Genomic DNA, 19,423 nt, shown 5'->3' on the forward strand with positions numbered 1-19,423 from the left:
GGTGGATTCCGGGCTTCATGCGAGTCGTGCTCCTTCGGTGTCCGTGTCGGTCAGCTCCGCCACGCCGAGGGGGAAACAGCCGGCGAACGGGTCGTGGTAGGTCCGCCAGACCTCCTCGCCGTCGGCGAGTTCGGCGTCGGTCAGCAGGCAGTCGGCGAGGGTGCGGTGCAGCTCGACGGGATCGACGTCGAGGCCGATGAAGACCAGGTGCTGGTGCCGGTCGCCGTAGTAGGGGTCCCACTCCAGGGCGGCGGCGAGCCGGCGCTGATCGCAGACGTGCTCCCAGTCGGGTTCGGGCAGGCTCACCAGCCAGTGACCGAGGGATCCCATCGTCAGGCCGCCGCCGGCGAACTCCCAGGCCACGACGGTGTCGGGTTGGCTGGCCAGCCAGAGGTGGCCCCGGGAGCGGATCACGTCGGCGTTGACGTCCTCCAGGACGTCGTGCAGCCGCCGCGGGTGGAACGGGCGGCGGGCGCGGAAGACGGCGGAGACGACCCCGCAGTCGGCCTCCGGCTCGTGCGTGCCCAGCGCGAAGCCCTGTAGGCCCCGGGCGAGGACGCCGGGGGTCTCCGGCCGGTGCCGGTGGGTGTGGCGCAGGTGGCGGGTGAGCGCGTCGGCGTCGACGAGATCGCCGTCGACCCGGAAGTGCGCCGCCCATGGCGCCATCCGCTGGAGCAGGACCGCGATCCTGCCGGTGTCGAACTCTCCCTCCCGGGACCGTCCCCAGAGCACCAGGGTGTCGGCGTACTCGATCTGCCGGACCACGACGTCGGCGAGACCGCGGTGGTCGTCCTCGGCGGCCTGAATGCCGAGCGTGGCGAGGTCGTCGGTGCTGGCCACGCCGTCGAGCAGGTGCTCGGCGTCGAGGACGGTGACGTAGGAGTCGACGTGGATGAGGTCGGTGAGCGGTGTGCCGTCGACGAGGTGGTGGGCGCAGGCGGCGGCGACCGCCTCGGGTTCCACCACCTCGGGCAGCATCAGCACCAGGTCGTGGCCGGGGTTGTCCCGGGCGAGCCGGACGAGGGTGGGCAGCACGTCCTCCCGCAGCGTGCAGGAGGCGCAGCCGTGCGCCAGGGCGATCCGCTCGTCCTCGACGATGCCGGTGCCGGTGCGGACCACCCGGCGGACGACGCCGTCGCGGATGCCGGCGAGGTCGTGTCGCACCAGCAGCAGCGACGGGTCGGCGGCGAGCAGCGTACGGGCGACGGCGAAGGTCGCCGCCGGCCAGAACCCGGACAGCACGGTCAGCGACGGGCGGGTACCGGCGTCGGCTGTCTCGACGCGGATCGGGGCCTGCGGGGACGACGTCATCATGTTCCTCTCGGCTTACTGAAAACGATTGTCATTCTAAGCAGGTGGCGGCTGCTGGCGCGAGTCGCGCCCCCCGGTCCGGGTTGATCGTGCGGCTGCCGGGTGTCGGTGGCCTTTGCGCGGTGCCGGTCGCCGCGTCGGGCCTCGCCCTTGCGACCCGGCGTGGATCCGCCCGGGCGGATAATGTAGAAATGAAAACCGTTGTCATTGCTTTGTGCCACCTGAGCAAGGAGCGATCACTGTGTCCAGACGTTGTGACGTCACCGGCGCGCGGCCGAGTTTCGGCAACGCCGTGTCCCACTCCCACCGGCGCACCCGCCGCCGCTGGAACCCGAACCTGCAGAACCACCGCTACTGGCTGCCGTCGGAGCGACGGTGGGTCGGCCTGACCCTGACGGCCAAGGCACTGAAGACCGTCGACCGCAAGGGCATCGAGCGCGTGGTCGCCGAACTGCGCGGCAGGGGAGTGCGGCTCTGATGGCCCGACAGACCGACGTACGCCCGATCGTCCGGCTGCGCAGCACCGCCGGCACCGGCTACACGTACGTGACCCGCAAGAACCGTCGCAACGACCCGGACCGGCTGGTGCTGCGCAAGTACGACCCGGTCGTACGCCGGCACGTCGAGTTCCGCGAGGCGCGCTGATGGCCCGCAAGAGTCTCGGCCGTCGGCAGGCGCGCCGCGAGACCCTCGTCGCCCGGCACGCCGAGGCGCGGGACGAGCTGAAGCGGGCGGTCAGCCACCCGGACACCGACCTCGACGTACGAGCCGACGCGGCACGCCGGCTCAGCCGCCTGCCCCGGGACTCCAGCCCCGTACGACTGCGCTCCCGCGACCAGATCGACGGCCGCCCGCGCGGCGTGCTGTCCCGGTTCGGACTGTCCCGGGTACGGTTCCGCGAGCTGGCCCTGCGCGGTGAGCTGCCCGGGGTGCGCAAGGCGTCGTGGTGACGTCGCCGCGCCCCGCCCGCGACGCGGGAGGCCACCGCGCGGATCACCGCCACCTGCACCACCGCGCGCAGGGGCGCATCGTCCTGGTCGCCACCGCCGTCTTTCTCCCGGCCCGGCTGATCGCCCCACGCACGGCCTGCTGACCAGGCGGCGGCGCCGGTCTTCACTCCTCGCCGGTCCTGCGGGAAGCTTGACCGGCGCCGCCAGGATTGCGCCAGACACGAGGCGGAGGTGCGCGTGCGGTTCGAGGTACTGGGCCCGGTGCGGGTGTGCACGCCGGACGGCGAGGCGACCCTGGCGCCGACACCACGGGCACTGCTCGCCGTGCTGCTCGCCGCGCGTGGCCGGCCGGTCACGAGCGAGCGACTGCTGGCCGAGCTGTGGCCGGCGGGCGTCCCGTCGACGGCGATGGCGACGTTGCAGATGCACGCCTCGGCGCTTCGCAAGGTGGTGGGCGACCGGTTGCGCACCGCCTCCGGCGGCTACCGGCTCGACCTGACCGACGCCACCCTCGACGCCGCCGAGTTCGAGCGGACGGGGGCGCTCGGGCTGTGGCGTGGCGACGCGTACGACGGGGTGCGGGCCGGGCCCTCCGTGGCAGCGGCGGCCGCCCGGCTCGCTGAGCTGCGGCTCTCGGCCCGGCTCGACTGGGCGCGGCGGGCACTGGCGGAAGGTCGGCACGTCACGGCGGCCACCGAGCTGGCCGGTTGGGTCGCCGAACGGCCCACCGCCGAGGGGCTCGTCCGGCAGCTGATGCTCGCGCTGTACCGGTGCGGCCGGGCCGGCGACGCGCTGACCGCGTACGACGATGTCACCGCCGCCCTCGGCGAGCTGGGCGCCCGCCCCGGCCCGGAACTCGGTGCGCTGGCCGCCGCCGTACGCCGGCGGGACCGCACCCTCGACCGGCCGGCGCCCGGCGTGCCCGCGCGGCGCAACCGGTTCGTCGGCCGCCACTTCGAGCTGGACAGGGCGATCGACCTGCTCGGCGCCGCCCGGCTGCTCACCGTCGTCGGACCGGGCGGCGCCGGCAAGACCCGGCTCAGCCTGGAGCTGGCCCGCAGGTGGCCGAGGACCACGACGCGTGCGGGACGAGGACGGCCTGCACGATCGCGGTCGCCCGGCGTCCGGGCGGCCTCGTCCCGCAGCAGTGGTGGTCCGACTAGACGAGCGGTGGGCGCGTGCCGGCCGCGTCGCGGGCGGGCCCGGGGCCGGACCACGGCCGGCAGGTGGCGACCCGCTGTCACAATCGGACACACGTTCCGCTCGGCCATCGTCGATGCCCGGCTCGGTCGGGCACCTGGGCTGTGAGGTCATCGCATGGGGAGACTCGTACTGCCGGTCGTCGTGACACTGCTGGCGCTGTCCGCGGTGCGATGGGCCGATCCGGACGCCCTGCGGGTTGACGGGTTCTGGCCGCTGGCGGCGGTCGCGCTGGTCACCTCCGTCGGAGCGGCGGTGACCCTGCGGCTGCTCCGCCTCGTCCTGACGCACGTGCCGCCGTGGATCAGTGGCCTCCTCGCCACCGTCGTCGCCTTCGCCCTGCTGACGTCCTTCACTGACGGCCCCGGCCTGGCGGCGGTCGTCGGGGGGATCGTCATGGCGTTGGTGCTGCTCGTCTCCCTGCTGCGCGGCGGCGGACGCGCCCTGCGGGCGGAGCCGTTCCCGCCGGACGTCCTCGGCGTGGCGCGGCTCGCGGCCCGGTTCGCGGTGCCGCTGCTCTGGTACCTCGCCGCCGTCGAGCTGGTGCCGGGCGTGCAGTCGGCGCAGCGGTGGCCGGGCGCGCTGCTGGGCGGCCTGGTCGCGGGCGGCACGCTGGTCATGGGCACGGCTCTGGCGTGGACCAGGCCGTGGCACGCCAGCGTGACGCCGGTGCCCGTGGACGGCCACCTCCAGGTCGCGTACGGCGGGATCGGCCACCTCGTCGGGGTCGGCGACCCGCGCGCCGGCAGGGAGCTGCGGGTGATGGGCTCCGCCGGCGTGCTGGTCGAGCTGGCGGGTCTGTTGCCGAGCCCGATCCCGGACCGCATCCTGCCGTACCTCGACCGCCTCACGCCCGGCCTGGTGCGGGCGGTCTGCGTGGTCGAGACCCCGCAGCGCGTGCTGCTCGCCTCCGCCGGCTACGGCGAGGCCGTGCACCTGTGGGACCCCGCGACCGGTGAGGCGGTGCACGCCCTCGCCGGCCACCGGGGGCCGGTGAACGCCCTGTGCGCCGTGCCGGCCGGCGACACCGTCCTGCTCGCTTCCGGCGGGGACGACCGGGGGATACGGCTCTGGGAGCCCGAGACCGGCCGTCAGCTCCGGGCCGTCGGCCGTGAGGTGCGCGCGTCCGTCCGGGCGCTGTGCACCCTGTCGGTGGACGGTCAGCTCCTGCTCGCGGCCGGTTACGCGGACGGCGTCGTCCGGCTGTGGGACCCGGTGCGGCTGCGGCTCGTCGGTCAACTGGGCGTCCAGCGGGGCGGCGTCAACGCCCTCTGCGCGGTCACCGTCGACGGCGCGGTCCGGCTCGCCTCGGCCGCCGGCGACGGCACCGTGGTCCTGTGGGACCCGGCCACGGGTGAGGGCCTCGGCTCGTACGACGACGGGGCCCCCCGGTACGCGCTCTGCGCGGTGGAGATGGACGGCGAGGTGCTCCTGGCCGCCGCTGGGGACGGCGTCGGCGTCACGCTGTGGGACCCGGCGAGGATGGCGCGCCGGGGCTCGCTGGGCACCGGCTCGGTGATCAGCATGTTGCTCGACTCGACGGGTTGGATCCGGTCGATGTGCCAGCTCGGCACCGGCGACGACGCGTTCCTGATGCTCGCGGGGTACGACCGGGCGGTCCAGCAGATCCGGCTCCGGCCGGCGCTGCGGTCCCTCGCCGAGACCGAGAAGAACTCCTGATGGGGTTCGCTGGGCAGCGGCTCCGGTCGGGAGCCCCTGCTGCTTCGGGCGCGACGATCAGCGGGGGCGGGCATGGGTGACGCGGGCCGCACCGCCGACGCCGGAGACGCCCGGTCCGGTTCCCGCGGCGGTCACCCGGGCGGCCGGCCCGTCCGGCCGGTCGCCGCTGTGCTGACCGCGGTCCTCCTCGGGCTGGCCTCGACGGCCACCTGGTACATCGAGCGGCGGTCCGATTCGCTGGAGCAGCAGCAGCGTGAGGAGGAGCGGGCCCTGTTCGAACGGGCGTGCAACGACCCGGTCTCCGCCGCGGCCATGGTGATCAACATGCCGTCCTTCGCCAGCCGTTGCCCGGTGGGGCTGCGGCACCTGCTGTCGATACCGGCCGACGAGGTCCGCCCGGGTCCGGCGTTGGTCGACGCCTACCTGGACCGGCTGTTCGTCCTGCTCGGCGCCCAGGTCCCCGGCGGGGACGTCGGGCCGTACCTCAGCGCGCTGCACCGCGACGACGACCACGCCGCCGCCCTCCGCGTGGCGAACCGGGCCGTCCGGTCCTGCCGGGCGGTGCTGCCGACCGGCCCGCCCACGCCCACGCCTTCCCCGGACGCTTCCGGGTCACCGGCGGGCTTCTGGGACCACCCGCAGCGCATCGAGGTGCGCCCGCAGCGCTCGACGGTGCGGGTGAGCGCCGCGCCGGGCGGTGTCACGGTGATCGACGTCCGGGTGGTCGAGACGACCCCGTCCTGTCTGACCCGGCCACCGGAGGAGGTGCCGGTGCCGCGGTACATCGGCACCACCGCCCTGAGCCTGTCCTTCAGCACCGGCACCGGTCCGAGCGGGCAGCGGGTGTGGCTGCTCGACCGTATCGACGCCTGCCCCGTGCACCCGGACCCGCTGGCCTCGGCCCCGGTCCTCGACACCGACTCGATGTTTCGGCACAGATCGATCCGGGCGAGTGCGACCGACTCCCTCTTCGCCTACGCCGGGAGCACTTGCCCGTCGCCGCCCAGCCCGGGGTGAGCCGCCTCCGGGTTCGTGAAGGCGCCGGGCGCCGCCACGAGTGCGAGTGTCGGTCGCGGCTGAACCCGCCGGGGGCCGTCGCCGGGTGGGCGTTGGGTGCATGGTGACGTGGTGATCACGTCATGCAACGCCTTCTTCGCACGGCACGTCGCAAATAAGGCACGGGCCGCGGGCCACGGGACGTCGCAAGAAAGAGCCTGAACACATGATGATGGATGAAACGCCGAACGGCGGCCCGCTGAACCAGTCAGGCCGCCGTGGCAAAGCGTGGATCAGAGGGAGCGGATATCCGACGCCTGCGGGCCCTTCGGGCCCTGGGTGATGTCGAACTCCACCCGCTGGTTCTCCTCGAGGCTGCGGAAGCCGCTCGCCGAGATCGCCGAGAAATGGGCGAAAACGTCGGCACCGCCGCCGTCCTGGCTGATGAAGCCGAAACCCTTGTCGCCGTTGAACCATTTCACGGTACCAGTAGCCATGTCTGCTCCTTCGCAGGCTGTTGGAGACCGCACTGTGCGGACTCGCGCGCCACCGCGTTGATCACCCGCGCCGGGAATGACACGAAAACGAAAAAGCGCCTGGATGGGTTTTAGATAACCCATCAGGCGCCGAAGCGTCTACGGAAATCAAAACTGCAACTGGGCCAGGTTAGCACAGAATCCGTCGCCCGCCGCCAGCCCCATGCCTGCGCCCTCCGTCACAGCACCGCACCGCGGGGCGCAACTTCGATCGCTGCGACGCCTCGGCCGTAGAGTACGACGAGCCGATCACCGTGTTTGGTGCGCAGCACTCCCGAATCCTGCGCCAGTGTCGAGATCGCGTGGTCCACAAGCTCGTCCTCGTCGGAGACGTCCGGTTTGTCGTACGTGATGTCCATGCGGTCGCCGCCGATGAGCCGGACGCGTAGCACCGTAGTTGCCATGTCGTAGAGGCTAGTCGAGTGGGATGCCAGGTGCAGTGGCGCTGTCGCGGGCTCCTCAGGCGACTCGCGCAGCCATATGTGCCACCGTGCAACCGCTGCTGTAGGTCGCAGATCGCCGACACAGGCGGAGCTCGGACGATGGACCACACCCGGGCGAGCGTGACAATGGACCCGAGACGAGGTGGTGTCGATCCTCGCCGAGAGGGAGCCACATTCATCGCTGGAGTCAGTTCCCTGGGCTGGCAGCGGCACCGCTGCGTGTCGTGGGCGTAGAGTGGGTGGTGGATCAGTTCGTCAACATCGTTGGCGGGCCAGCGCCTACCGGGCGCGCTGCCCAGATCTCGGCAGTGTCCAGAGGGCAACCTCCAGAAACGTCTGCCCCAGGCACAACGACCCGCATCCCGACAGAGATCTTGCCCGGATCATCAGCCGCTACTTCGCTGGCAGTAACCCGTGACTTGCCCCCCAGCGCGGTGGTGCGACGAGGGCCGTCGCGGCACGGCTGCGGCAGGTGGGCCTCAATCAGACTGGCTCGAGCGAGCAAGACCACCGACACCCCAGGAGAAGGACATTGACTTTCGTGTTAGCCCCGCCCTCGGTCTCTCCGCCACCGCTGCGCGAGCCCGCCAAGACCCTCCGCGAAAGAGGGGCAAACAGTTTCCACGCCGCGCTCGCCGCAGTCTTGACCACCGGGTTGGAGGATGCGCTTGCAGCGGGTGACCACCCGAGAGCGATCAGCTTCATCAACCGCGGCTTCGCAGAAGGAAGCCCACAGTTGGGCTGCGACCTCCTCTGCCGGGCAATTGCGGCCGTCGGGACAGCCCGGACGTGGACCGTGCAGCTCGCGCCCCTGCGATCACCGTAACTCCTTGGAATGACGCAGCCGGCCGCGCTGGGAATCGCTTGAGAACCCCGTTCGTACTCGCCGAGCCCGATCGCGTCGAAGTCACGGCTCCGGTGATCAGCCCGGCGGACGGCTTCGGCACAGGTGCCGGAACGGTCCCGGCAGATCACCTCAACACCCGGGTGCTATCGAAGCCACCAGCGTTACGGTCGGGCGGCACGTCCACCCGCCGCCGTGTTTGAGCATCGATCAGCACGGTCGCGTAGCGGCTGCGTCGCCGCAGCGCGAAATCATCCACGCCCAGCATCCGTGGAACCACAGGTGCGGCATACGGTATCCGCAGCAGCGCCCGGCCGGGGGAATGCCGCGACAGCGGCCACCGCCAGCGCCGACAGCAACCGGGCCCCGCCATGCCCGGCGCCGTGGTGCTCGTGTGCACGAACACCGCGAGGAGTAGCGGGCCGCCTCAGGTCACCAGGCCCCGGCGGTACGCGTACACCACGGCCTGCACCCGGTCGCGCAGGTCGAGCTTGGTGAGGATGCGGGACACGTACGTCTTGACCGTCTCCTGGCTGATCACCAGGGCCGCGGCGATCTCGCTGTTGGATAGGCCCTCCGCGATGAGCCGGAGCACCTCCAGCTCGCGCGGGGTCAGCGCGCCGCGGTTCGGGTCGCCCTCGGCCGGGCGGATGCGGGCCGCGTACCTGCCCACCAGCTGCCGGGTCACCTCCGGGGCCAGCAGCGCGGCGCCCGTCGCCACCGTGCGGATGCCGTGGAGCAGCTGCGCCGGTGGTGCGTCCTTGAGCAGGAAGCCGCTGGCGCCCGCACGCAGTGCCTCGTAGACGTACTCGTCGAGGTTGAACGTCGTCACCACGAGAACCTTCACCGGCTCGGGGACCCCGGCACCGGCCAGCAGGCGGGTCGCCTCGATGCCGTCGAGCACCGGCATCCGGACGTCCATCACCACCACGTCCGGCCGGAGCCGAACGGCCAGGTCGACCGCCGCGCGCCCGTCGCCGCACTCGCCGACGATCTCCATGTCGGGCTGGGCGTCGATGATCGTCGCGAATCCAGCGCGGATCAGCTGCTGGTCGTCGCAGACCAGCACCCGGACCGGCGCGGTCACGACGGGTCTCCAGCCGGGATCCGGGCCCGCACGAGGAAGCCGCCACCGGTCTGCGCGCCCGCGCTGAAGTCGCCACCAAGGGCGGTGACCCGCTCGCGGAGCCCGGTGAGGCCGCGCCCGCTGCCGCCCGGTGACGCGCTGCCGGATCCGGAGCCGTCGGTGCTGATCTCCACGGTCGTCTCTCCCTCCCCGTGCTGGACGCGAACCCTGGTCCGGCTGCCGTGCGCGTACTTCAGCGCGTTCGTCAGCGCCTCCTGCACCACCCGGTACGCCGCCTCCTCGGCGCTGCGGGTGGCCGCCACCGACGTGCCCTCCCGGACGAACTCGACCGGCTGCCCGGCCTGCCGGGAATGGTCGACGAGGGCGTCCAGGTCGCCGACGGACGGCGTACGGGGATCGCCTGTGCGGTGATCCGGGTTGAGCAGGTCGAGCAGCTGCCGCAGGTCGCCGACGGCCCGGCGGCCGGTGCCGGTGATCGCGGTCAAGGCCTGGTCCAGCTTGTCCGGGGCGCCCGTCAGGTAGCGCGCCGCCTCGGCCTGCACGACCATCGCCGTCACGTGGTGGGTGACGACGTCGTGCAACTCCCGGGCGATGCGCGTGCGCTCCGCGGTACGGGTGGCCTCCTCGACATGGCGGCGGCGTTCCGCTTCGGCGGACCGGTTCTGGCGCAGCCACGCCCCGATGCCCCACGCGAGCGCCAGCAACAGGTAGAAGGTGGTGAACCCCGCGACGCCCTCATCCGATCCGAGCCGGTCGAGGGAGATCGCCAGGGGCACGTACGCCGCCGAGGCGAGACCCGCGACGACCCGGCGGCGCCGTTCCAGGTGGGCGCCGGCGCTGATGAGCGCGATGGCCAGTCCCGTACCCGCGACGGTGTGGTAACCGCGGAGCTGGTCGAGCGCGAAGCCGAGCGACACCAGCGCGAGGCAGACGGCCGGCCACCGACGGCGTACGGCCAGCGGCAGGCACTCCAGGGCGACGACACCAACGGTCAGCGCGTCGTACGGGCGGTCCGGGAGGTCGCCGAGCTGCGTACCCTGCCGCTCCAGGGCCGGGACCACCGCCGCGAGGGCGAGGGCTAGGGCGAACGGGAGGTCCCGGACCGTGACCGGCCACTGCTGCCACAGATCCGGGAGCCTCCGGAGCCTGATCACGGGGTGACTGTAGCGGTTGCCGGGGCCTGCGCTGTGCGGTGGCGGCGCGGGACGATGTGCCCGCGGCGCTTGGCCAGCCACAGGAACACCACCGTCAACACCGCACCGGCCAGCACCGCATACAGGCTGCCCTCCGGCCCGAAAGCGCCGCCGCTGAGCGCGACCGGCCCCGACGTCGAGGCCTCGAGCAGCCCCTTCGACTCGCCGTTGCCCGAGACCACGACGCTGAAGATGCCGCCGGCGGCGAAGTTCCAGCCGAAGTGCAGGCCGATCGGGACCCACAGGTTCCGGGTGGCGGCGTAACAGGCGGCCAGCATGAACCCGGCCTCGATGGCGATGGCGGTCGCCCCCCACAGGGTGGCGTCCGGGTTCACCAGGTGGAACGCGCCGAACACCACGCCGGTCAGGACGAGAGCGATCCAGGTGCCCGTACGCTCCTCGATGATGCGGAACAGCACCCCCCGGAACAGCAGCTCCTCCGTGATCGCTATGGCCGCCATGAGCCCGAGCAGACCCAGCGCTCGCGTCGGCGAACCCCAGCCCTCGACGTGGTAACCGCCGAGGAACGCGATGTTGGCGATGACGGCCGCGAACATGGCGAGGCCGATGAACGTCCCGCGGCCCAGCTTCCCGCCCCAACCGTCCTGGCCGAGCTCGGTCGGCTCACGGCGCTCGGTGCGCCGCACGACCCACCGGTAGACGACCACGCCCAGCACCGCCGTCACAGCGCCGATCACCAAGGTGAGGAGGAAGCTGCCCTCGACGGCGGCGACGCTCTGCCCGCCGACGAGGGCGACGGCGGCGACGGCGACGGCGAGAAGCTGTTTGACGAAGCGCATGGTGACTCCTTCGCAGACCGCGACCGGAGCGCCGCGGACACGAAGAAACCTATGGAGTTCCGTCGCCACAATCGTCCCCGTGCGGTGGACACTTGCGGGTAGCTCGCACGGGGGACAAGACCCCCTCCGGAGCCCGGCCACCCGGTCGGACATGGCAGATCCGCCGCTCGCCGCGCCCCGTTCGGCCGTGGGACCTAGGGCCTTTTCAGAAGTACGCAGGCGCCGCCGTTCCGCGACATCTTCGCCTCGCTGCTGCACTCGGTGGCGGTCCCCGAACCCGCCGGCTCCCGCATGGCGTGGTTCCAGCGCGTCCACGCCGACGTGCCCCGGCTCGACGGCGAGGAACCGGCCGAGGTGGGCGCGGCACGGCGGCAGGTGCTCCGCGTCCTCTGGGGCGACACGATCGGCTACCTGGCGGCGGTGCGCGCGGACCACGCGTTGGGCTACGACCGGATGTTCCCGGACCGGATCCGCCTGACGCGATCCGGCTGCGGCGCCGATGACGGGCACCCCGTCCCGACCACCGCCGACGGTGCCGAAGTCGATCCCAACCCGGTCAGGTCGGCGCGCCCCGGGACCGGGCTACGAGGATGGCTAGCATCTGCGCATGACGTTCTGGGTGCACTACGTGGTCCCACCCGGGGTGGCCGCCGGGGGCATGCTCGTGCCCCCGGGCGACGACGTCCTCGTCTTCGCCCAAACGGTCGAGGTGGGCGGGCGGGACCGGACCGTCGAGTTCTCCGTCCTCGCCGCCGGCGACGGGATCCAGGTCGCCACGGACATCGACTGCACCGCGTTGCTGCGGGGACGGGCCGAGGAGGTGGCCGTCGTCCGCGCCGTGGACGGCCTGGTGCTCGAACACGCCGCACAGGCTGTCCGGATCCACGAGCTGCTGCTGCACAGGTGGTACGAGGTCAGTTCGGCGTCCCACCGGGCGTCGCTGGAAGCGCTCCGGCGATGGCTCACGGCTCACGACCGAGCGGGCGACTACTGGCAACTGCTCGTACGGCCAGGTGACCGGGCAGCGGGTGACCCCGCCTGAGTGCCGGCGACGCCCGCTCGGGTGACGATCAGCGGGAGCCGCCCGGAGGCTGGACCGGATCCGTGGCCGGTGCGGCGGTGCCGGGGGCGCTCGGCCCGTCGTCGGGCGGGACCGGTCGGCAGCCGAGATAGGCGTCCAGGGCGGCGGCGCCGGTCAGCATGGCGCGGCTCCTGGCGGCGAGGCGGGCGCGCCAGTCGCGCAGCATCGACCCGAGCGGCGCGACGCCTCCGGCGGAGCGGACCTGGGCGATCAGCGGGGCGATCTGCGCCAGCAGGTAGCCGCCCCGTCTGAGCTGGTGGGCCAGCCGGGCGTCGCGCACGTCGGCGGCGCTGTAGACCCGGTAGCCCGTCTGCGGGTCGCGGCGCGGCTGGAGCACGCCCGCGCGTTCCCACTTCCGCAGGGTGGCCGGGCGGACGCCGAGCCTTCTCGACAGGGGGCCGACGAACGTGGTGCTCCGTCCCTGCGGCACCGGATCGAGGTCACCGACAGCGGCTTCGGCGGCCTGGAGGGTGCGGCGGTCGTCGAGGAGCTGCGCGTGACTCTCGTCGACGAGCCGGAGGGCGTCCTCGGTCGCGCCCCGGTTGACCGCCTGCATGATCGCCGTGGCCGTCGCATGCCCGTGTGCGGGCACGAGGGCGAGGAACGCGCGCAGTGCCTGCGCGTGCAGCGCCGTGTAGGTGCGGTAGCCGTGCGGGGTGCGGTCCGCAGCCGGAAGGATGCCGGCCGCCTCGTAGTTCCTGACCGCCTGCGTCGACAGCCCGTGCGCGCGCGCCAGGTCGACCGGCCTGAGCCTGCCACTGCTTTGAGGGTTTGGCGTCATCACTCTGCTGACATCGAGGAGAAGTTTGCACGGTCGGTTCAACGATACCGTTGAGGGCATGACTGCTGGTATCGCAGACGCCACCCGTGCCGTCGACCCCGCTGCCGTCATGGGATTGCTCCCGGGCAGGCCGCGACTGCTCGCCCTGGGCGAGCCCACCCACGGCGAGGACGCCCTGCTCGACCTGCGCAACGAGCTCTTCCGGCAACTCGTCGAGCGGGAGCGTTACCGGACGATCGCGATCGAGAGCGACTGCGTGACGGGGCTGGTCGTGGACGACCACGTCACCTCGGGCACCGGCAACCTCGACGACGTCATGGAGCGCGGGTTCAGCCACGGGTGGGGCGCCTTCGCCGCCAACCGCGAGCTGGTGCGCTGGATGCGCGCGTACAACGACGGGCGGCCCCCGGCGGAGCAGGTGCGGTTCGCCGGGTTCGACGGCCCGCTGGAGATCACCGGTGCCGCGAGCCCCCGGCAGGCCCTCGCCGCGCTCCACGCCTACCTCGCCGCCCGGGTCGACGCCGACCTGCTTCCCTGCGCGGCGGAGACGCTCGACCGCCTGCTCGGCGCCGACGACCGGTGGACCGATCCCGCCGCGATGACGGACCCGTCCCGGTCCGTGGGGCGGACGCCCGACGCCGGCCGGCTGCGGCTGCTCGCCGACGAGCTGGTGGCCCTGCTCGACGCGCAGACGCCACACCTGATCGCGGCGTCCACCCGGGAGGACTGGCACCGGGCACGCCTGTACGGGCGTACCGCCGTCGGCCTGCTGCGCTACCACCACGCGATGGCCGACCCGTCACCGAGCCGCATGGCGCGGCTGCTCGGCGTACGGGACTCGATGATGGCCGCCAACCTGCTCGCCATCGCCGCACGAGGGCCGGCACTGGTGAACGCCCACAACGGCCACCTCCAGCGCAACAGGAGCAGCATGCGGATGGGCGGCGTGCCGGTGGAGTGGTGGAGCGCCGGCGCGATCGTCGACGCGCACCTGGGCGAGGAGTACGCCTTCCTCGCCACCGCCATCGGCACGATCCGCCACCAGGGGGTCGACACCCCGCCGCCGGACACCGTCGAAGGGCTGCTGTACGCGCTGCCCGGGGAGCGTCACCTCGTCGACGCCCGCCGACTGGCCACCGCCCTCGCCGACAGGACGCCCGTCGCCCGGGTGTCGTCCTGGTTCGGATACTCCCCGCTCGACCCGGCCCACGTGGCCGGCACCGACGGGATCCTGTTCGTCAGGGACGCCCGGCGGGGCCAGGCTCCTCGCAACGGTGCGCTGGACGGGTGACGACGGCCATCGGCCTCACCCGGACATCGCCAGCATGTCGAGAGCGGCGAAGAAGGCCATCGGCCGGCCGGGGCGGACGACCTGTTCGAGGAGCACGACCCCGATCCGGTCCGCGACGTCGCACTCCGCTTCGAGGGTGGTGCGGACGGGGCCGTACCGGCGGGAGGAGGAACGCGCTGAGGCGAGGAGCACCCCGTCCCGGCGGAGCTGCGCCCGGCGTGAGCTCGTGTGGACGACCTCGTACCGGCGTCCCCGGAGCGTCCACGTGGTGCCGGCATTGCGTCGGCGGCAGGGCGCGCTCCTGCCGTTGACGAACTCGAACCGTTCACCGGTGGTGAGCGTGACCGCGACGGTGTCGGCCTGGAAGGCCGACATTCGTGACCGGGGCGGCCACGCCGCCTTCTCCGCGCCGCGGCGAGGCTCCACGATCGTGAGCTCGGCACCGCGCTCATCGAGCAACCGCAGCCGGCGCGCGTCCCCCACGTCGAACGAGTATCCAAAGCTCAGGGGCTGCACCACGTGCGAGTCAGTCACGCACTCATTCAAGCAGCCCGGGTGGGAGGTCACGTCCGCGCTGGTGCGCGCACGGCCGATCCCCTTCGCGCTGGGGCCGCCCGGAGCCGGCACTTGTCAGCGGTACGGGAGGCCGCAGGCCAGCAGTGCGCAGCCGAGCCAGCCGGTGAACGCCGCCAGGGTGCCCGTGACCGTCGCCGACCTGATCCGGCCGACGAGGAACCGGTGCGCCAGCAGCGAGATCGCCAGGCTGCCCATGAGCGGCAGTGCGCCGAGCCGCAACAGGTCCCACACGTCGGGACCGGGCCCATAGCAGGCCAGCGTCTTCTCCGTGCACAGCTTCACCGGGCCGGTCCGTTCCGGATCCGACCCCACGAACTCCGGGCCGAGAACCCAGGTCGCCGCCGCCACGGGTGCGAGCACGGCGAACGCGTACCAGCCGGCCAGCACGGCAAGGCTCCGTCGGGCCACCGTCCATCGCATCGCGGGAGGATGACAACGGGGGCCCCGCAATCGCCGTACGTCACGCGCCGGCTCCTGCGGTCCGGGGCGGCGCCGGCGCCGGCGCCGCCCCGGGCCGGTTCAGGCGATCGTGCAGGTGGCGCCGTTGAGGGTGAACGAGGCGGGCCGTCCCGTGTCGCCGGTGTGGGTGGCCTGGAAGCCGACGCTGACCGACGTGCCGGGCGCGATGGTGGCGTTGTAGGAGACGTTGCGGGCGGTCACCGCGCCGCTGGTCGGGGCGTACGTCGCGTTCCAGCCGCCGCTGATGCTCTGGCCGGCGGGCAGCGTGAAGGCCAGCGACCAGCCGTTCACCGTCGTGGTGCCGGTGTTGGTGACGGTGACCGAGGCGGTCAGGCCGGCGTTCCAGGCGTTGACGGTGTAGCCCACCCGGCAGGCGCCCGGCGAGGGCGGGGGAGTGGACGGTGGCGGGGTCGTCGGCGGCGCCGTCGTGGGAGGCGGGGTGGTAGGAGGCGCGGTGGTCGGAGGCGGGGTGGTGGGCGGCGCGGTGGTGTCGAGCCCGAAGAAGCGGATCGCCTGCGCGGCGTCGACCGGCAGGTTGTGCGACACCCCCTGCATGCTGATCGCCTCGACCGGCGCCCGGTCGCCGCTGCCGCCGTAGCGGGTGCGGGTGTAGCCGGCCTGCGGGCTGTCGGTGTACGTCGGCGTCTGGCTCAGCCCGTGCACGTCGGTCCACTGCTTGATCTGCTCGCCGAAGTTCGGGTAGCGCAGCACCTCGTCGTTGGTCCCGTGCCACGTCTGCATCCGGGGCCGGCGCCCGGTGTAGCCCGGATAGGCGTTGCGGACCAGGTTTCCCCACTCCTGCGCGGTCCTGGTGACCTGGCCGTTGGCGCACTCGCTGTTCCACTCGGAGCCGTTGGTGGTGGCGAAGCAGCCGAAGGGGACCCCGGAGAACGCCGCCCCGGCGCTGAACACGTCGGGATAGAGCCCGAGCAGGACGTTGGTCATCATGGCGCCGGACGAGATGCCGGTGGCGAAGATCCGGTCGGGGTCGACGGCGTAGCGCTGCCGGACGTGGTCGACCATCGACCTGATGCCCACCGGGTCGCTGCCGCCGTCGCGGCGCAGCGCCTGCGGGGAGGAGACGTCGAAGCACTGGCTGCTGCGGGTCACCGACGGGTAGACGACGATGTAGCCGTACCGGTCGGCGAGCGCCGCGTACTGGGTGTTGGAATACATCGCGGGGCCGGTGCCGGTGCAGTAGTGCACCGCGACCAGCAGCCCCGGCCGGGGCGCGACGGAGTCCGGCACGTACAGGTACATGCGCAGGTTGCTCGGGTTGGGGCCGAAGCTCGTCACCTCGGTCAGGGTCGCGGCGGACGCCGGCGGGGCGACCGCCACCGCCGCCAGCGCGGTCAGCGCGGCGGCGGCCAGGGCGGCGCCCAGCACTCGGAGTCTGGTCCTCATGGATGGTTCCTCTTCCACAGACGGTGGACAGGGCGGGGTTCCGATCGAGGGCTGCCCGGCTGCCCGATCACGTCCGGCTCAGGAACATCGACAAGTATCTATTAATGCGGAGGGTCCGGCAAGTGCCGGCCGCGCGGGACCGACCGCTCCGCCGCTCGCGCCGTCACCGGGTCAGGCGCTTCTCGAACCAGTGGTGGGCGTACGGCTCGGCGTTGTACGCCTCGATCTCGCGGTAGCCGGCCGCCCGGTACATCGCGATCGCCTCGGTGAGGTTGCGGTTCGTGTCCAGCCGGACGGCGCTCCACCCCCGCTCGGCGGCGTGGCGTTCCAGCTCGCTCAGCATCCGCCGCCCGAGCCCGAGCCCGCGTACGGAGTCCGCCACCCAGACCCGCTTGATCTCGGCGGGCGCGCCCTGGTGGAGCTTCACCGCGCCGCAGCCGACCGGCTCGGTGTTGAGGCTGGCGAGCAGGAACACGCCGGCCGGGGGGACGAGTTCCTCGTCGTGGACCGGGTTGCTGCGGGCCGGGTCGAACCCGCCGTCGAAGCGCCGCGCCACCTCCCGGGCGTAGGCCCGTACGCAGGCGCGGGCCCGCGGGTCGCCGGGCGGGCAGGGCTCGATCAGCACCATCGACGCGACGAGCAGCCGTTCCACCTCGGCCATCGCCGCGACGAGCCGCTCGCGGCGTCGCCCGGTCAGCGGGGCGAGGATCGACCGGGCGAAGTCGTCGGAGCGCTCGTCGAGCTCGGTCCACTCGGCGCGGCCGGCGGCGGTGAGCGTGGCGACCCGGACCCGCCCGTCCCCGCCCACCTGGTCGGACGGCCCGACGGTGACGAGCCCGTCGCCCTCCAGGGCGCGCAGGAGGCGGCTGAGGTGCCCCGAGTCCAGCCCGAGCCGGGACCGGAGCGCCGCGACCTCGGCGCCGCCGGGACCGATCTCCCACAGCAGGCGGGCCTGGGCGAGGGGACGGGCGCGCGCCATGTACTCGTCGTCGAGCGCCCCCACCCGCTGGGTCACCGTCCGGTTGAACCGCCGCACGGCGGCGATGAGCTCCGTCTCCATGAAACCTGACCTTAGTCAGCTATGCCCGGTCCGCGCCAGCGCCGCCCCCGGCGGCGGGGTGCGGTCGCGTCCCGCGTACCGCCGGCGACCCGGCGCGGGCCGTCACCCGGCGGCCCCGGGGCGGCGCGGTGGGCGCCGTCCCCGGGGCCGTCCGGTCGCCCGACGGTCAGGAGGCGGTGCAGGAGCGCACCTGTGGGCGCGTCCAGTTGCCGTTGGCCATCGTGGTGAACCCGAAGACGTTGCCGCTGCCGTTGGAGCGCATCGTCATGACGTTTCCGCTGCCGTCCCAGCTCGGGGTGCCGTTCCAGGTGGCGGAGACCTTCTGCGGCGGCGTCACCGCGACGACGACGGTCCAGTTGGTGGCGCCGCTGACCGTGACGTCGCTGTTGAACCGGTCGCCCCACCGGGTGCCGTCGCGCAGGGTGGCGGTGCAGCTGCCGCCCGGCGGCGGGGTGGTCGGGCCGGTCGTCGGCGGCGGCGAGGTCGGCGGGGGTGTGCCGTTGTTGAGGGCGGCGAGGACCGCGTCGTACGCGGGCTTGCGGTTCCCGCCGTTGTCGAACAGCAGCGGGGTGTCGGAGGCCCGCCAGGAGTCGCTGTCCCGGATGCCCCAGACGGTGATGCCCGTGCACCGGGCCACCGCGAGGCAGTCGTTGACCACGTTGCGGTACGTGGTGGCCGAGGCCCCCGCGATGTCCAGTTCGGTGATCTGCACGTCGACGCCGAGCGCGGCGAAGCTGGACAGGGTCGTGCGGTAGTTGCCCGGGTAGGGCGAGCCGCTGTTGAAGTGCGACTGGAGGCCCACGCAGTCGATCGGCACGCCGCGCTGCTTGAAGTCGCGGACCATCGCGTAGACGGCCTGGGTCTTCGCGTGGCTCCAGTCGTCGGTGTTGTAGTCGTTGTAGCAGAGCTTGGCGCCGGGGTCGGCGGCCCGGGCGGCCCGGAACGCCGCCTCGATCCAGTCGTTGCCGGTGCGCTGGAGGTTCGAGTCGCGCCGGGCCCCGCTGCCGCCGTCGGCGAACGCCTCGTTGACCACGTCCCACGCCACGACCTGACCACGGAAGTGGGTGGCCACCTGGGTGACGTGGTTGAGCATCGCCTGGCGCAGCGCGCTGCCGCTCATGTTCTGCATCCAGCCGGGCTGCTGCGAGTGCCAGGCCAGGGTGTGGCCCCGCACGCTCATGCCCCGGCTGCGGGCGTGGCTGACGATCCGGTCCGCGTTGCCGAAGGTGAACTGCCCCTGCTGCGGCTCGGTGGCGTCGATCTTCATCTCGTTCTCGGGCGTCACCGAGTTGAACTCGCGGTTAAGGATCGTGACGTAGGTGTTGTCGCTGAGCTTGTTGGCGGCGACGGCGGCGCCGAAGTACCGACCGCGCTCCGCCGCCGACGCGCCCAGCGTGGTCCCGGCGCTCGCCGCGCCGGGCAGGACCGTGGCGCCGGTCGCCGCGAGCAGTCCCACGGCGGCGACGACGATGGCCGCGCGCGCCCGCGAACGCGATCTCGACCGGGTGTCCCGGGGGTGCCTCTCGGTCATTCCTGCTCCTTCCGGGGCCGGTCCGCACCGTCGGAGGGCGGACCGGTGTGGTGGGGGTGTGCCGGATCAGGGCCGCCCGGCGGGCTGCGGCGCACGGGCCGCGGACCCGCCGTCATCGACCCTGATGGATGTGGAGTATGGCAGCGCGGCGCGCGGCCGAGCAAGAATTTCCGGAAAAGTTTCGGTAGCCGATGGGTCCG

General features: G+C 72.8%; 20 protein-coding genes and 1 pseudogene. 8 read left to right on the forward strand and 13 right to left on the reverse strand.

What is annotated here, in order from left to right; translation table 11 throughout:
• Nucleotides 1–15 precede the first annotated feature (15 nt).
• A complete protein-coding gene (locus RM555_RS14970) occupies nucleotides 16–1,311 on the reverse strand; it encodes a CobW family GTP-binding protein (RefSeq protein ID WP_311412303.1) in 1,296 nt (431 codons plus the stop codon).
• Nucleotides 1,312–1,552: 241 nt separating this feature from the next.
• Here RM555_RS14970 and rpmB point away from each other — a divergent pair, with 241 nt between their 5' ends.
• The 6 genes from rpmB (at nucleotide 1,553) to RM555_RS15000 (ending at nucleotide 6,158) form a co-directional block, all read left to right on the forward strand.
• A complete protein-coding gene (gene rpmB / locus RM555_RS14975; protein ID WP_311412304.1) occupies nucleotides 1,553–1,789 on the forward strand; it encodes a 50S ribosomal protein L28 in 237 nt (78 codons plus the stop codon).
• Nucleotides 1,789–1,956, forward strand: coding sequence for a 50S ribosomal protein L33 (gene rpmG, locus RM555_RS14980; RefSeq protein WP_013287204.1), 168 nt, complete (start codon nucleotides 1,789–1,791; stop codon nucleotides 1,954–1,956). Before rpmB ends, rpmG begins: the two co-directional genes overlap by 1 nt.
• Nucleotides 1,956–2,261: a 30S ribosomal protein S14 gene (gene rpsN, locus RM555_RS14985; protein WP_311412305.1), complete on the forward strand. Its 306-nt coding sequence runs from the start codon at nucleotides 1,956–1,958 to the stop codon at nucleotides 2,259–2,261. The genes rpmG and rpsN overlap by 1 nt, the downstream gene beginning before the upstream one ends.
• A 237-nt stretch (nucleotides 2,262–2,498) precedes the next feature.
• Nucleotides 2,499–3,569 (forward strand): AfsR/SARP family transcriptional regulator, encoded by a 1,071-nt coding sequence (locus RM555_RS14990; protein WP_311412306.1) that lies wholly within the window; start codon nucleotides 2,499–2,501, stop codon nucleotides 3,567–3,569.
• 9 nt (nucleotides 3,570–3,578) lie between these two features.
• Nucleotides 3,579–5,141: a WD40 repeat domain-containing protein gene (locus tag RM555_RS14995; protein ID WP_311412307.1), complete on the forward strand. Its 1,563-nt coding sequence runs from the start codon at nucleotides 3,579–3,581 to the stop codon at nucleotides 5,139–5,141.
• Nucleotides 5,142–5,213: 72 nt separating this feature from the next.
• Entirely contained in the window at nucleotides 5,214–6,158 is a 945-nt protein-coding gene (locus RM555_RS15000) for a hypothetical protein (protein WP_311412308.1), read from the forward strand.
• Between the two features lie 272 nt (nucleotides 6,159–6,430).
• Here the strand turns inward: RM555_RS15000 and RM555_RS15005 are convergent, their stop codons facing one another.
• The 6 genes and pseudogenes from RM555_RS15005 to RM555_RS15030 form a co-directional block, all read right to left on the reverse strand.
• The gene (locus RM555_RS15005) at nucleotides 6,431–6,634 is read right to left on the reverse strand and encodes a cold-shock protein (RefSeq protein WP_121398059.1); all 204 of its coding nucleotides are present in this window, start codon (nucleotides 6,632–6,634) and stop codon (nucleotides 6,431–6,433) included.
• 218 nt (nucleotides 6,635–6,852) lie between these two features.
• Nucleotides 6,853–7,077, reverse strand: coding sequence for a hypothetical protein (locus tag RM555_RS15010; protein WP_311412309.1), 225 nt, complete (start codon nucleotides 7,075–7,077; stop codon nucleotides 6,853–6,855).
• 963 nt (nucleotides 7,078–8,040) lie between these two features.
• A pseudogene (locus tag RM555_RS31165) lies at nucleotides 8,041–8,364 on the reverse strand (ISL3 family transposase); the annotation flags it as partial.
• A 23-nt stretch (nucleotides 8,365–8,387) separates the two neighbouring features.
• Nucleotides 8,388–9,047, reverse strand: coding sequence for a response regulator transcription factor (locus RM555_RS15020; RefSeq protein WP_311412310.1), 660 nt, complete (start codon nucleotides 9,045–9,047; stop codon nucleotides 8,388–8,390).
• The gene (locus tag RM555_RS15025) at nucleotides 9,044–10,201 is read right to left on the reverse strand and encodes a sensor histidine kinase (protein ID WP_311412311.1); all 1,158 of its coding nucleotides are present in this window, start codon (nucleotides 10,199–10,201) and stop codon (nucleotides 9,044–9,046) included. The genes RM555_RS15020 and RM555_RS15025 overlap by 4 nt, the downstream gene beginning before the upstream one ends.
• Nucleotides 10,198–11,040, reverse strand: coding sequence for a CPBP family intramembrane glutamic endopeptidase (locus RM555_RS15030; RefSeq protein ID WP_311412312.1), 843 nt, complete (start codon nucleotides 11,038–11,040; stop codon nucleotides 10,198–10,200). The genes RM555_RS15025 and RM555_RS15030 overlap by 4 nt, the downstream gene beginning before the upstream one ends.
• Before the next feature lie 607 nt (nucleotides 11,041–11,647).
• Here RM555_RS15030 and RM555_RS15035 point away from each other — a divergent pair.
• Nucleotides 11,648–12,082, forward strand: coding sequence for a hypothetical protein (locus RM555_RS15035; protein WP_311412313.1), 435 nt, complete (start codon nucleotides 11,648–11,650; stop codon nucleotides 12,080–12,082).
• 28 nt (nucleotides 12,083–12,110) lie between these two features.
• Here the strand turns inward: RM555_RS15035 and RM555_RS15040 are convergent, their stop codons facing one another.
• Complete coding sequence (locus RM555_RS15040) at nucleotides 12,111–12,902, reverse strand: TioE family transcriptional regulator (RefSeq protein ID WP_311412314.1); 792 nt, start codon at nucleotides 12,900–12,902, stop codon at nucleotides 12,111–12,113.
• Nucleotides 12,903–12,960: 58 nt separating this feature from the next.
• Here RM555_RS15040 and RM555_RS15045 point away from each other — a divergent pair, with 58 nt between their 5' ends.
• The gene (locus RM555_RS15045; RefSeq protein WP_311412315.1) at nucleotides 12,961–14,193 is read left to right on the forward strand and encodes an erythromycin esterase family protein; all 1,233 of its coding nucleotides are present in this window, start codon (nucleotides 12,961–12,963) and stop codon (nucleotides 14,191–14,193) included.
• A gap of 15 nt (nucleotides 14,194–14,208) precedes the next feature.
• Here the strand turns inward: RM555_RS15045 and RM555_RS15050 are convergent, their stop codons facing one another.
• The 5 genes from RM555_RS15050 to RM555_RS15070 all read right to left on the reverse strand — a co-directional run bounded on the left by RM555_RS15050 (nucleotide 14,209) and on the right by RM555_RS15070 (nucleotide 19,223).
• Nucleotides 14,209–14,727, reverse strand: a complete 519-nt coding sequence (locus RM555_RS15050) for a hypothetical protein (protein WP_311412316.1) — start codon at nucleotides 14,725–14,727, stop codon at nucleotides 14,209–14,211.
• Between the two features lie 96 nt (nucleotides 14,728–14,823).
• Nucleotides 14,824–15,189 carry a hypothetical protein gene (locus RM555_RS15055; protein WP_311412317.1) on the reverse strand — a complete coding sequence of 122 codons (366 nt, stop codon included), beginning with the start codon at nucleotides 15,187–15,189 and terminating at the stop codon, nucleotides 14,824–14,826.
• A gap of 99 nt (nucleotides 15,190–15,288) precedes the next feature.
• Nucleotides 15,289–16,632, reverse strand: a complete 1,344-nt coding sequence (locus RM555_RS15060) for an extracellular catalytic domain type 1 short-chain-length polyhydroxyalkanoate depolymerase (protein ID WP_311412318.1) — start codon at nucleotides 16,630–16,632, stop codon at nucleotides 15,289–15,291.
• A 163-nt stretch (nucleotides 16,633–16,795) separates the two neighbouring features.
• On the reverse strand, nucleotides 16,796–17,692 hold the full coding sequence (locus tag RM555_RS15065; RefSeq protein ID WP_311412319.1) for a helix-turn-helix domain-containing GNAT family N-acetyltransferase: 897 nt from the start codon (nucleotides 17,690–17,692) through the stop codon (nucleotides 16,796–16,798).
• Between the two features lie 166 nt (nucleotides 17,693–17,858).
• Nucleotides 17,859–19,223 carry an endo-1,4-beta-xylanase gene (locus RM555_RS15070; RefSeq protein WP_311412320.1) on the reverse strand — a complete coding sequence of 455 codons (1,365 nt, stop codon included), beginning with the start codon at nucleotides 19,221–19,223 and terminating at the stop codon, nucleotides 17,859–17,861.
• Nucleotides 19,224–19,423: the final 200 nt, after the last annotated feature.

Source organism: Micromonospora reichwaldensis (assembly GCF_031845925.1).
GTDB lineage: Bacteria > Actinomycetota > Actinomycetes > Mycobacteriales > Micromonosporaceae > Micromonospora > Micromonospora reichwaldensis.